Genomic DNA, 13,224 nt, shown 5'->3' on the forward strand with positions numbered 1-13,224 from the left:
CGCTTTCTAATCAGCCTAAAGCGCAAGGCTCATCTGAGGGAGAGGATTTGCTTCACTCTCGGGTAGAATATTTACTAAACGGTCAATGAGGCCTGAAAGATCGTTTATGTATTCATCCTGAGTGACAATCTTATTGGCATATTGAGCAGAAGGCGCAACGTAAGTTTGATGAGCGGGCTCAACATCTTGGTGAAACTGCTTATGCACAAACTCCTTTGTTCGCCCCCGCTCTGCGACGTCACGCGCCAGACGGCGCTCAAACCGCGTCTCATAGCTACATTTCATATAGACACTATGATCGATCAAGGGCCGGATCTCTTCTGCATCCAGAAGCAATAGGCCTTCCACGATTATAAAAGGCCGCGGCTTTAACGGCTCTGTCGGATGCCGCCTTTGATGAGTCGTAAAATCGTAATTGGGGAGTTTTACAGCCTTACCCGCTTTCAAAGCCGCGATATCAGACGCCAGCTGTTTGAAGTCCAATGCCTCGGGAACATCGAAATTCGGCAGGTCCTGCTCACTATCGCGTTCTCTTATATCAAAATAATAGTCATCTTGGCGAATGGCGAGGCAGCTTTCGCCGCCCAAGCGATGCTGGAGATGACGGGCCAGAGTCGTTTTACCGGAACAACTTCCACCAGCGATAGCGATTACGAATGACATAAACAGCGATTCTTTATGTTTTAATGACAGCCTCGACGGCGTTAAGGCCCTAAAACGAATCTTAAAAGGATGCGAGTCCTAATTCAGTGACCTTTTAAAAGGAATATATGCCTCTTAATTGTGACTTTTAGGACACACTTTGGAGTCTTTTTAGGCTACTCACAGTAAATCACCCCTCATCACCTGCCATACATGACGAGTCTGTCATAAAAGTGACAACAGCCGCCACTAAGAGCCGCCTCACTTTCAAATGCAATCTCACAAGGTAAAGATTATATCATGAAAAACACTCTTTCATCACTCGGCTTTAATGCCGTTATGAGCGCATCCGCGTTTGCCCTAACGATGGGCTTGGCGGCAACAGCCTCAGCTCAGGTTACGACCTCACAAGTTCAGGGTTATGTGACAACTGAAAACGCATCGCCGATTTCCAACGCAAGTGTAACTCTCTCAAATGCTGCTACAGGTATTGTTCGTACAGTTACTACAGATTCAAGCGGTTCGTTCTCTTTTCGTAACCTCCCTGTCGGTGGTCTCTATAATGTCGCTATCACAGCAGACGGCTTTCAAGGGGAACGAGTAGAAGATGTCGCACTGACACTAGGCGACACAACAGCTCTGAACTTCACTCTTCAAGGCGGCTCCGTAACAGATGAAATCATTGTTGTCGCTCAACGCCAGGTTCTGGCAGATGTTGCGGTTGGTCCATCAGCAAGTTTCGGCCAGGCCACACTCGAAAATGCTCCTGTCATTAATCGTAATTTTACAGATGTTATCCGTATCGATCCCCGAATTTATATTGATGAATCTCGCGGCGACATAAATGCAATTCAGTGTGGTGGTCAAAACCCGCGCTTTAACTCCATCACACTTGATGGAGTTGCCTTGAATGATTCATTTGGCTTGAACTCCAACGGCTTTCCGACAGAGCGTATTCCGTTTTCTTTTGACGCTATCGAGCAAGTTTCCGTAGAGCTCGCACCTTTCGACGTTGAATATGGCGGCTTTACAGCTTGTGCGATTAACTCTGTAACAAAATCCGGTACAAACGAATTCCATGGCGGTGCTTTCATCGATTATACAGATGACGGATTGCGTGCCAGCAAACTTGAAGGTGAGGATATCGACTTTGGAGAATTTGACGAAATCCGTTACGGTGTAAATGTTGGCGGCCCAATCATTAAAGACCGGCTCTTTTTCTTCGGGGCTTATGAAAAACTTGAAGGTGCGAATATCTTCACGAACAACAACATTGGCACTGGCTCATTCCAAGTTTCTCAAGCTCAGCTAGATAGAATTTCACAAATCTCAAACGATATTTATCAGTACGATCCTGGCACAATTATAAATAGCGCCCCCAACGAAGATGAAAAATTTTTGGGGAAATTGAGCTTAAACATCAATAATAAGCACCGTGCAGAAGCTATTTATGCTTATAATAACGGTTTCAACATTGTTCGATCCGACGGAGATAGCGATGAGCTGGAGTTCTCTAATCACCTGTATTCCCGCGGATCAGAACTCAACTCCATCACCGGTGCGGTTTATTCTGACTGGACTCAAAACCTCTCGACAGAACTTCGCGTGGGCTATCTTGAACTAGAAAATGATGTGCGTTCATTAGGTGGGAATGATTTTGGCGAAATTCGCATCGATACAGGCGATGTCAATGTTTATATTGGTGGGGACGATTCCCGTCAGGCAAATAAGCTTACATATGACGTTTGGAACTTCGTTTTCAAAGGTAATTACGCCATGGGCAACCATAATATTAGTTTTGGTGCGGAACGTTCAGATTTAGACGTCTTCAATCTCTTTATTCAGCAAGCTGAAACAGAAATCCGTTTTAACAGCATTGATGATTTCGAGAATGGCTTTGCGGCACAAATCGAATATAATAATGCTCCGTCTCATAACCCAGAAGACGCAGCCGCTGTCTGGGGTTATGCAACGAATACCGTTTATGCCCAAGATGAATATGACTTCGGGAATGGTCTGACCTTAATCGGTGGCTTGCGTTATGATTTTTATACAACGGACGACGCGCCGGAAGAAAATGCTGATTTTGTTGCTGATTATGGTTTCTCAAACTCCACCAACCTCGACGGCGAAGGTCTTGTCCAACCTCGCTTTGGTTTAACTTGGGAAGCAAGTAATAACCTGACAGTCCGTGGCGGTGTTGGCCTCTATTCGGGCGGCAATCCGAATGTCTGGCTGTCAAATAACTTCTCTGCCAATAACGTTCTGCAGTTTGGCGCTAGAGAACGTAATTTCGATCTTTTCTCTTCAACTTATGAAGATGCGGAAGAAGGTGTACCAAATTCAGCTGGTTATGCCATTCCGACAAGTTTGTTTAATGATGTTTCATCGGGAACAGGTCGCAATTTCGAGATCAATTATCTTGATCCCGATTTTAAAATTCCATCCGAATGGAAGTATGCTTTGGGCTTCACTTACAACCCAGATTTCAACACAGGTGAAAACTTGTTTGGTGGCGAATGGCTCTTTAATGCGGACATTCAGTTCTCCAAAAGCCAGAATACTGCCATTGTTCAGCGTGCTGATCTGGTTCAAACGGGGACCGAGACACGGACTTTCACTCTCTCAGACGGCCGCACGGTAACTGGAGAATTCCCAACATTTGATAGCCCGTTAGAAGACGCATTTGTTTTAACGAACAGCGATGTTGGAAACGAAAGCCTGAATATTTCCTTCAGCGCGGCAAAAGATTGGAATAATGGCCATCGAGCGACATTCGGTTATTCCTATTCTGACGCTAAAGATGTTCAACCCATGACAAGCTCTGTAGCTTTCTCGAACTATAACAACCGGGCCTTTACGAACCCGCAAGAACAAGTTCTTTCTACATCTAATTATAATATTAGACATCGTTTCACGGCGACTTATGCTTATGAGAAGGCCTTCTTTGGAGATTACCTCTCCAAGCTGTTCCTATATTCACAGTTCAATGAGGGTCGTCCGTTTAGCCGCGTCTTGGACAACGGAGGTGGTTTTTTTGGATTTACTCCATTTATTGCCGATGCCAACGTTCTCATTCCGGGCACAGAGCGAAACGAATTTACCAGCCCTTGGTGGTTCAAAGCCGACTTGAAACTGGAGCAAGAAATTCCTGGTATCAAAGATGGCCATAATGCATCTGTATTCATGACAATTGATAACCTGACGAACCTCATTGATAGTGATTGGGGAATTCTGGAAGAAGGCAGTTTCCCTCGTACTCTCGTCACCGGACAAGGTGTAAATCGGGTAAATGATGCATCTGCCTACGAAATCCGCTTTGGTGCGTCTTACGATTTCTAGGTTTGTTATCGCTTAGATAAAACGATATGAACGGAGGGCCTCGGTCCTCCGTTTTTTTATTCAGGCCCCTACCTTGTTTCAGGAATAGACATGATTAACACCCGCCGCCAAATTCTATCCGGCCTCAGCGCTCTAAGCCTTTCCGCCTGCGCCACAGCCTCTTCCCCTGCTAAAATGTCTCTTGGGGCGAGCCCGGAAAAAGGACTGAATTATTTGTTCCCTCTTGGCGTGGCTTCCGGCGATCCGGTTTCAGATGGCTTTGTTTTATGGACACGTCTTGCGCCAATGCCCATGGCTGAGGATGGCGGTCTTTCAGTTCCTGTGAATGTGACGTGGCAGGTAGCAGAGGACGAAAACTTCGCTCGCGTCATCAAAGCTGGTCAATCGGTCGCAAATAAACAATGGGCGCATAGCGTCCATGTCGAGGTTCAAGGCCTTCAGCCTTTGAGACAATATTATTACCGTTTCATCGCCAATGGACAAAACAGCCCGACAGGGCGGGCAAAGACTGCGCCTATGTTTGGAGCGCCCGTTGACAAACTCCGTTTTGGCATTGCGTCCTGCCAGCATTATGAACAAGGGTTTTTCAACGCTTATAATGACATGGTCGCCCAAGACCCTGACCTTATTATCCACCTCGGCGATTACATATACGAATCTTCTTGGGGACCACAGGTTAGGCGGCAAGCCACAACAGAAGCGATAAGCCTGACCGATTACCGTCGTCTCCATGCGCAATATAAAACGGATCCCGCTCTTCAGGCGGCCCATGCCCACGCGCCCTGGATATTCATCTGGGACGATCATGAAGTTGTGAATGATTATGCTGACCTGAATGATGAAAACTATATGCCGCTTGAGCAGATGCGGGCCCGCCGGGCGGCCGCCTATAAAGCCTATTATGAGCATATGCCCGTGCGTCTGCGGAGCCGGCCTCACGGCGAGCATATGCGTCTTCACGATTACTTTTACTACGGCAATTTAATGACAATGGCTTTAACCGATGGACGCCAATATCGTGATGACCAAGCCTGCCAAACGCCTGAGGATGGCGGCGCGCAAATGGTGAGCTGCCCAGAGCTAAATGATCCCTCCCGTTCGATGTTTGGCAAAGCCCAGGAACGTTGGCTCATGCCGTCTTTTCTTCGATCTGGAGCAACCTGGGAAGTTTTGGCCCAGCCCACATTATTTTCACGCCTTTATCAAAAAGACCGCGACGGCAATCCGGCGTCTTGGAGTGACGGCTGGGACGGATACAAACCTACTCGTGACATGATAATTCATACCGCAGAACAACGTCGTCCGAAAAACTTTATCTCTATTGGCGGTGATATGCATAGTTGGTGGCAAGCCGACTTAAAGACGGATTACAGCAATCCCGATTCCCAAACAGTTGGCACAGAATTTGTGACCACTTCCGTCACCGCTCACAGCTACGCTTATAACCGATTTACTCAAATGCTGCCGGATAACCCGCATATTCATTTCTTTGACGATCGAAAGCGCGGATACTCGCTTGTCAATGTGACCCCGGAAAACTGGACATTTGAAATGAAAGAAATGACGTCTGTTTATGATCCAAAGGCCGGGGCACAGACGCGCAAGAAATATGTGGTTGAAAGCGGAAATCAAGGCGCAATCGAGGCTTGAATATAGTTTCGAAACAGCCTTTTCATTGACAGAACCATTTACACTCTTTAGGACGCGGAAATTTTATTTGTTACTCAAACTCAGAACTGAGAACAATTCAAACCGCTGAATTAAAGGAAAAATATTTTGAACCAAGTTGGAAGCCCCCCCGAATTTTTTAATGACTTGATGCAGGTAGAGGATATATCCGCTGTCGTAAGCGGGCTGAAAACTCTTTATGACGACGCCATTGCCCAGATAAATAAATCTTTTGGGGAATATGCCAAAACGGGCAAAAGGGAAGCCTCGGCAACGCCGTGTTATCCCTATCTTTTGGTCGAAATTAAAACCCGAAAAAAAGACGGCGTCTCGCCTTATGCCTTTGTTAGCATCCGCGGGGCGGGCTGGTATGGAACGTCCATTACAAACCCCAAAATCTTCGCCGACTATCTGATAGATCAACTCTCCAGCATCGAAGCCGCCTACGAAGTTGATTACTATGTCGGCTATTGCAATCACGCTATCCCGGTCGCCTTTGCGATCGATCCCTCTGCTTTTGAGATGGATAAAGAATATAGCTCCCGTATAGGTGAGTATTTCCCGCTCCCTAATCTCAAGCATATCCATGACGATCTGGCGGATGGGGCTGTTGAACATCCGAGTGATCGCCCCCTTCCTCTAAGCCTCTTCCCGGCTCTTAGAACTGATTACTCACTGCAAAGACTGAGACATTATTCCGGCACGAATCCCGAGCATTTTCAAAAATTTGTTATATTCACCAACTATCAGCGCTATGTGGATGAATTTATCGAACATGCGAAAAAAGTTGTCGGCAAAGGCAATTACACAGGGTTTGCCAGTCCCGGCCAGGGCGTGATCGAAAAGGCGGAAGACTATCGGTCTGACCCAGCCTTTAAGGGCCCGCAAATGCCGGCCTATCACTTGATTGCCGAGAATAATGAAGGCATTACCCTTATCAATATCGGTGTTGGCCCCTCAAATGCGAAGACCATCACAGACCATGTCGCTGTATTACGCTCTCATTGCTGGTTAATGTTGGGTCATTGCGGCGGCCTTCGCCGCACGCAGATTTTGGGCGATTTCGTTTTGGCCCATGCCTATCTGCGGGACGATCAAATCCTGGATGATGTTTTACCTCCCGCTATTCCCCTACCGACCATTGCCGAAGTCCAGATTGCGCTGACCGAAGCGATTTCCAGCGTCATGTCTCTGACGGGACAGATGATGAAGCGCCACGTTCGCACAGGGACAGTGGTGACGACAGATGACCGAAACTGGGAAATGCGCTACGAGAAATTACGCACGCGTCTTAATCAATCCCGTGCGATTGCAATTGATATGGAGAGCGCGACTATCGCCGCCAATGGCTATCGTTACCGCGTCCCTTATGGAACACTTCTCTGCGTCTCCGACAGACCGTTACATGGCGAGATCAAGCTGCCCGGAACAGCCGAGGCCTTTTACCGCAGCCGCGTCGCGCAACATCTGAATATTGGTTTAGAGGCCATGTCTATTCTGAAAGGCGAAGCGCAAAGCGGAACCCTTCATTCGCGTAAACTCAGAAGTTTGGACGATCCTGTCTTTAGATAAATCGGAGCTATTGAATAATGTCATTTCACCGCCTCGGCGCATGCGCCTTACTGCTACTCTCTGCTTGCACAACTATGCCGCAGTCCACGGCGCCTATGCAGTCCTCGGAGCCTATTACAGTACCGGAAACTCAATTTTCAGGAGAACAAGGTAGTTTTGAAATGGGCCGCTTGGCAGTTGAAAACCGGCTTGCTCAACCCAAAGCGCCAAAACGCGCCAAAAACGTTATTTTGTTCGTCGGAGACGGTATGGGCGTCTCCACCGTCACCGCTATTCGCATTCATGCCGGACAGAAACTAGGACAATCTGGGGAAGAACATATTCTCGCTATGGATAGCCTCCCGCATGCAGCTCTGGCAAAAACTTATAACACGAACCAGCAAGTATCTGACTCGGCAGGGACAGCGACCGCTTTTATGACGGGCCAAAAAACCAAAGCGGGAGTCATTAATGTTGCGCCTGAAATATCCAGAAATGATTGCGCGGGCTCACTCGCGGCGCCGCTAGATAATTTTTTATTGCAGGCCGCTGACCAAGGCTACGCGACAGGAGTCGTCTCCACAGCCCGTCTCACTCATGCCACACCTGCGGCGACTTATTCCAATTCCCCCAATCGGGATTGGGAAAGTGTAGAAGACTTGCCTGAAACCGCCAGAGTAGAAGGATGTCTTCCTATTGCGACGCAACTTGAGACAGCCCTCATATCTGGACGCCTCGATATTGCTCTGGGCGGCGGAAAAGGGAAATTCGAATCCGGGATTGAGGAAAGAGTTGGCGGAACTTACGTCGAGAACAAAAACTCGCTCAGCCAGATAAATTCGCAGACGCAACTTCCTTTGCTGGGACTATTCTCAAATAGTCACATGGAGTTCGTCCGGGCCAAGGATGAAACCAATCAAGAGCCTTCACTTGCAGATATGACGGCCAAGGCCATTGATCGGCTTGAAGCTGAAGACAATGGTTATTTCCTGATGGTAGAAAGCGGCCGTATCGACCACGGTCACCATGCTGGCAGAGCTGAATTGGCACTCGATGAAGGTGTTGCATTCGATCAAGCTATTGCCGACACTTTGTCCCGGGTCAATTTATCCGAAACACTCATCATCGTGACAGCGGACCACAGTCATGTGTTCACAATTGCCGGGTACCCGACACGGGGCAATCCAATACTGGATGTTGTAAAAGGTAATAATGAACAGGGCCTGCCAAACGGCGAAAACATACTCGGGACAGACGGACTTCCCTACACAACATTGGGATATCAAAACGGCCCCGGCGCGGTTGAAGGCGTTCGCGATCCCAGCACTCAACCCGGAGAGGTTATCATTCAGAAAGCTGCTATTCCGACAGGCTATGTCAGTAATGGCCAACAACGTCACAGCGAGACACACGCCGGAGAAGATGTGCCTGTTTACGCCATTGGCCCCTCATCGGATCTGGTGTCCGGTGTAATGGAGCAGAATGTGATTTATCACATCATGCGTGAAGCCATGGGTTTCTAAGATATTATATTCAATAAATTTAATGAGATTTCGATGAAGAGAGGCTCAGGCCTCTCTTTTTTAATTTATATATTGAGATCTAGTACCCGGGGCTCAAGCAAACCTATTTTGATTTAACCATCCTTCGAGATTGCGTTCATCTGTCAGTTCATCTCTCTCATCGGCCTTTCGCACCTGGCTTTTTTTCAGCTGCGCCGTGAGCATATCCTGTCGAACCGTTTGAGTTTTCAATTCCAACACTAACTCGGATTTGGAGGCTTCCGCCTGTTGCAACTCTGCGCTGATATCGGACAGACGCTTCAGCTGGGCCCGCTTCCATTGTTCAAAAACCTTTACGTCACTTTGAACGTGGGCTCCCTCCTGAGAGTTATAGAGGGCGATATTTTGCTGTTGTATTTTATGGTGAATTTCTGAAGTTTTATTTGATAAGTCTTTTATATGACGCATCGCCTCGGCAAGGTTTTTCTCGGCCTGCTGTTTCATAATTTTATTTAGCTTTAGAAGTACCTCTATCTTGTCTGTCATCAGTTTTATCCTTTACGCTTCAGACTATCCGCAAAGTGAATAGAGGCGGCCACAGCGGCGTAATGCTCTGGCTTGATAACGTCCCCAACTTCGACGCCGGCATAGATGGAACGCGCGCAGGGCGGATCTGAATAGATTGGAATATCGCATTCCTTGGCTTTTTTTCGGATCCGGAAAGCCAGCTCATCCACGCCTTTGGCCAAGAGGACAGGCACTGTTTTCTGCTCACGTTGCCATTTAAGCGCAACCGCATAATGGGTTGGGTTCACAATAATGACATCGGCCTTGGCAACATCATTTATCATGGTTGCCTGCGAAAGCGCTAAGGCGCGGCGGCGGCGCTCCCCTTTCAAATGCGGATCACCCTCGCTTTCCTTATTCTCGTCCTTTACCTCTTTGAAGGTCATGCGAAGCTTCTTCATATGAGCAAACCATGCATAGGGAAGATCGACCAGTGTTATGAGCCCCATTGCGATAATCATAAAGACAATAAGCTGTAAGGCGGTCTTGTTCATTTCAGGGACAATTAGGGCATGCGGCATGGCGCTCATCCCCGGCAATTCTTTCAGCAAATTATAAAAGAAGAACATCGCGACAGAGGAGATGAAGAGCAGTTTGAAAAACCGTTTCCCAAACTCAACCATGCCCGTCATTCCGTATTTTTGCTTGGCATTTGAAACAGGCGAAATCCGTGACAGTTTTGGTTTAAGCTTAGACGGCGCGACAACAACAGCGCGCTGCAGAACCAAGGAAATAATAATCGCCAGAATAAGCAGCATGAAAATCGGACCCAGAGCCAGAATGGGTTTCCAAAGAAATTCAGAAGCGCCGTTCTGGCCAAAGCGCGCCGTTTTTGAATTCAGAAGAGCGTTTCCCATATCCGCAGGATGTTCGAGCATACTGGACAAGGAAATAAGTGCATTGGACGCAATCGTTTTGCCAAAAATGACAATGGCAATGGCAAGGCCCATATAGAGCATCAACGTATTCGCTTCAGTCGATTGCGGCGTATCGCCTTTCTCTCGGGATTTACGGATTTTGGTTTCCGAAGCATCAAAACTCTTCTCTTCGGCGCCGGACTGTTCGTTTTCACTCATAAGTCCTCCCTAACCCGCAAAGTTGAATGTGACACCATCTGTCTGGAATATACCCAGCCAGAGAGTTAAAATCGTTGTGACGGATACGGCCAAGAGGAGCAGGCCGATTCCGATAATCGCCGGCATACCGACAAAAGAGACGAGCAGTTGCGGCATAGCCCTATTCACGAAACCCAGAAGCAGGTTGTAGATAAAGTTCAAAAGAATAAAGGGAAACGCCAAAGAAAGGCTCCAGCGAAACAGGTTCACAGCTTTGTCTGTTAAGTCATACGCAAAATTATTAAAATCCGGGACGGCACCCAAGGGAAAAACATCATAGGATTTTATGAGTATGGAAAAAGCTTCGATATGAAAATTCAATGTGATGAGGAGCGTTACACCCGCCAGCATAAGAAAGTTACTCAAAGTCGTATTCGGCTCCGTGGCAATACCCTCCCCCAAAGGCTGAGAAATCGACATCGCTTGAGAAATTATATTACCTGTGACCTGAAGCCCAATCGTCATAAGGCGAAGCGCAAACCCAAAGAAAAAACCAAAAACAGCTTCTTTGGAGATCAAAGCCGCAGCGTCTGAAAGCTGAGTTATAGGAACCGGCTGCGTCAGCACGACCGGCAGCATGAGCCATGTCAGTAAAATAGCGACCCCTATCCGAATACGCGGAGAAATTGTTCGTTCTCCGATTGTGGGGACAAGAAACATAAAGACTGACATCCGCGTAAAGATGGCCATGATCGCAAAAAGCGAATCCATGAAAGGCGTTATGACAGCCGTGAAGCCATCCAGAAACTCCATCAGGCTACGCCCATAATGGCAGGACGTTCTGTCGTGCCGATCTCCTCATAGGCGACGACTGGGTTACGTACGCCCTTGGCATTCAAAACCGAGCGGATGAAACGACGGCGTTTGGACGTCGTTGCAATCGCGGCGTAAACGCCCTGTCTGGCAGACTTATCGAGTTCCTTGCGGACGCTACCGGCAAGTCGGTTAAATTCATCCGGCGGCAAGGCCACGTCGCGGCGTCCGCTCTCATCCGTCGTCTCGCTGGCCGTAAACTGGTTTTCCCAATCCGGCCCAATCTGGATCAAAGGCAAGCGACCTTGTGCGTCGCGGAGTTTGGAAACAAATTGATAGCTCATCCGATGACGCACAAAATCCGCTAACTGCTCCGTATTATTCAGAACCGTTTTGCCTTCCGCAATCGTCTCGACGATCAACGGAATATTGCGGATGGAAATACGTTCTTCCAAAAGCAAGCGGCAGACCCCTTGTAACAAATCCAGAGGCACTTTCTCCGGAATGAATTCGTCCAGAATTTTCTTATTAGACTCGGAACGGCCCGGGTCACTGACGTTTTTAAACGTATCAAGTGTTTTCCGAAGCGTGCGGCGTGTCAGGAGCTTGGTAAAGTTATCCTGTATGACTTCCAAGAGATGTGTCGCCAATACTTCAATCGGCGCAATGACGGTCACGCCGAGCATCATCAGCTCGTCTTCATGTTCTTTATCTATCCAGCGCGCCGGGGCCTGGAAGACAGGTTCCTTCGTATTTTCACCAGGAATATGCGGATGTTCTTCCGGATCGATCAATGCCAGCAACTGTTTTGATTTCAAACTTTGCGAGGCGATTTCAGTACCCTGAATTTTTATCTTGTAAACATTTTCGCCCAAGAGCGCGTTATCGGTCAAGCGGATTGACGGCAGAACAAAACCGAATTCCTTGGCCACAAATTTACGAATTTTTTGAACGCGTTGGTCAAATCCGAATTCTTCGTTCATTACATTCGGTACGATATTCGGGGCAAGCTCGACGCTGATTTCGTCGATATCCAAAGCGTCGCCAAGTTTCTGTTCCTCTGGAATTTCAGTAGTGACATCCTCGGAAGTCTCGGGCTTTTCAGCTGCGGCCTTTTCACGAAGATAGGAGAAATATGCGACAACGCCGAGAATTGCAGCGCCGCCCATAAACGGTAAAAAAGGCAATCCTGGGAAGAACGCGAAAATAACCATAATACCTGCGACTGCGCTCAAGGCCGCCGGATATTGGCCGAATTGCTTGAATAGAGCGAAGTCCACAGTGCCTTCCCCGCGCCCTTTGGATAAGAGGAGGCCCGCAGCCACCGAAATGATTACAGCCGGAATTTGGGAAACAAGGCCGTCGCCAACCGTCAAAATGGAATAGTTTTTAATCGCTTCCGAAAAAGAAATATTATGCACGCCGATTCCAATAGCAATACCCGCTATCAAGTTCAGAAGCGTAATCAGGATGCCGGCAATGGCATCCCCTTTCATGAATTTGGAGACACCATCCAGAGAGCCGAGAAAAGCTGTTTCTTCCTGTTCTGTAATTCGTCTTTCTGCCGCTTCGGCGTGAGAAATCGCACCGGCCGAAAGGTCAGCATCAATTGCCATCTGTTTGCCGGGCATAGCGTCGAGGGCAAAACGGGCGCCTACTTCAGCCATGCGGCCCGCACCCTTAGCAATCACCATAAAATTAACAATGACCAGAACGGAAAAGACAATCAGTCCGATAAAGATGTTCCCGCTCATGACGAACATCGCGAAACCTTCAATTACGCCGCCTGCCGCGTCAGGGCCCGTATGACCCTCTCCAATTATGAGTTTTGTTGATGATATGTTGAGGGAGAGCCGCAGAAGCAAAGCCGCCAAAAGTACTGAGGGAAATGAGCTGAAATCCAAAGGCCGCTCAATAAATAGGGTAATTGTAAAAATGAGGATCGCAAATGCAAATGAGGCCGATAACCCGATATCCAATACCCATGACGGCATAGGCAATACCATCATCACAATGATGAACATCAGGCCGATGGATAAAAATACCGTCGGATTTTTTGCTAATTCCCCCAGAGATTTTGGCAT

Annotated in this window: 9 protein-coding genes; 4 read left to right on the plus strand and 5 right to left on the minus strand. The window is 47.9% G+C overall.

Going from position 1 to position 13,224, the window contains the following annotated elements; all coding sequences use genetic code 11:
• Positions 1–15: 15 nt before the first annotated feature.
• On the minus strand, positions 16–663 hold the full coding sequence (udk, locus tag ACN0IC_RS02585) for a uridine kinase (protein WP_416877195.1): 648 nt from the start codon (positions 661–663) through the stop codon (positions 16–18).
• Between the two features lie 279 nt (positions 664–942).
• Between udk and ACN0IC_RS02590 the strand changes: the two genes are divergently transcribed.
• The 4 genes from ACN0IC_RS02590 to ACN0IC_RS02605 all read left to right on the plus strand — a co-directional run bounded on the left by ACN0IC_RS02590 (position 943) and on the right by ACN0IC_RS02605 (position 8,726).
• On the plus strand, positions 943–3,984 hold the full coding sequence (locus ACN0IC_RS02590) for a TonB-dependent receptor (protein ID WP_416877196.1): 3,042 nt from the start codon (positions 943–945) through the stop codon (positions 3,982–3,984).
• A 90-nt stretch (positions 3,985–4,074) separates the two neighbouring features.
• Positions 4,075–5,634 (plus strand): alkaline phosphatase D family protein, encoded by a 1,560-nt coding sequence (locus tag ACN0IC_RS02595; RefSeq protein WP_416877197.1) that lies wholly within the window; start codon positions 4,075–4,077, stop codon positions 5,632–5,634.
• A 168-nt stretch (positions 5,635–5,802) separates the two neighbouring features.
• Positions 5,803–7,224: an AMP nucleosidase gene (locus tag ACN0IC_RS02600; RefSeq protein ID WP_416877325.1), complete on the plus strand. Its 1,422-nt coding sequence runs from the start codon at positions 5,803–5,805 to the stop codon at positions 7,222–7,224.
• A 17-nt stretch (positions 7,225–7,241) separates the two neighbouring features.
• A complete protein-coding gene (locus tag ACN0IC_RS02605) occupies positions 7,242–8,726 on the plus strand; it encodes an alkaline phosphatase (protein ID WP_416877198.1) in 1,485 nt (494 codons plus the stop codon).
• Positions 8,727–8,819: 93 nt separating this feature from the next.
• Here the strand turns inward: ACN0IC_RS02605 and ACN0IC_RS02610 are convergent, their stop codons facing one another.
• Genes ACN0IC_RS02610 through ACN0IC_RS02625 form a run of 4 tightly spaced genes read right to left on the minus strand, consistent with a single transcriptional unit; the run spans position 8,820 to position 13,224 of the window.
• Positions 8,820–9,251: a hypothetical protein gene (locus ACN0IC_RS02610; protein ID WP_416877199.1), complete on the minus strand. Its 432-nt coding sequence runs from the start codon at positions 9,249–9,251 to the stop codon at positions 8,820–8,822.
• 5 nt (positions 9,252–9,256) lie between these two features.
• The gene (locus ACN0IC_RS02615) at positions 9,257–10,348 is read right to left on the minus strand and encodes an EscU/YscU/HrcU family type III secretion system export apparatus switch protein (RefSeq protein ID WP_416877200.1); all 1,092 of its coding nucleotides are present in this window, start codon (positions 10,346–10,348) and stop codon (positions 9,257–9,259) included.
• A gap of 9 nt (positions 10,349–10,357) precedes the next feature.
• Positions 10,358–11,140, minus strand: a complete 783-nt coding sequence (locus tag ACN0IC_RS02620) for a flagellar biosynthetic protein FliR (protein ID WP_416877201.1) — start codon at positions 11,138–11,140, stop codon at positions 10,358–10,360.
• The gene (locus ACN0IC_RS02625) at positions 11,140–13,224 is read right to left on the minus strand and encodes a flagellar biosynthesis protein FlhA (protein WP_416877202.1); all 2,085 of its coding nucleotides are present in this window, start codon (positions 13,222–13,224) and stop codon (positions 11,140–11,142) included. The genes ACN0IC_RS02620 and ACN0IC_RS02625 overlap by 1 nt, the downstream gene beginning before the upstream one ends.

Origin of the sequence: Litorimonas sp. (assembly GCA_029936425.1) — a bacterium.
GTDB lineage: Bacteria > Pseudomonadota > Alphaproteobacteria > Caulobacterales > Maricaulaceae > Litorimonas.

Coding starts and splice junctions, on each gene's coding strand:
- udk (WP_416877195.1), bottom strand. CDS start 663: ATGTCATTCGTAATCGCTATCGCTGGTGGAAGTTGTTCCGGTAAAACG.
- ACN0IC_RS02625 (WP_416877202.1), bottom strand. CDS start 13,224: ATGCCAAAATCTCTGGGGGAATTAGCAAAAAATCCGACGGTATTTTTA.
- ACN0IC_RS02620 (WP_416877201.1), bottom strand. CDS start 11,140: ATGGAGTTTCTGGATGGCTTCACGGCTGTCATAACGCCTTTCATGGAT.
- ACN0IC_RS02615 (WP_416877200.1), bottom strand. CDS start 10,348: ATGAGTGAAAACGAACAGTCCGGCGCCGAAGAGAAGAGTTTTGATGCT.
- ACN0IC_RS02590 (WP_416877196.1), top strand. CDS start 943: ATGAAAAACACTCTTTCATCACTCGGCTTTAATGCCGTTATGAGCGCA.
- ACN0IC_RS02600 (WP_416877325.1), top strand. CDS start 5,803: ATGCAGGTAGAGGATATATCCGCTGTCGTAAGCGGGCTGAAAACTCTT.
- ACN0IC_RS02595 (WP_416877197.1), top strand. CDS start 4,075: ATGATTAACACCCGCCGCCAAATTCTATCCGGCCTCAGCGCTCTAAGC.
- ACN0IC_RS02610 (WP_416877199.1), bottom strand. CDS start 9,251: ATGACAGACAAGATAGAGGTACTTCTAAAGCTAAATAAAATTATGAAA.
- ACN0IC_RS02605 (WP_416877198.1), top strand. CDS start 7,242: ATGTCATTTCACCGCCTCGGCGCATGCGCCTTACTGCTACTCTCTGCT.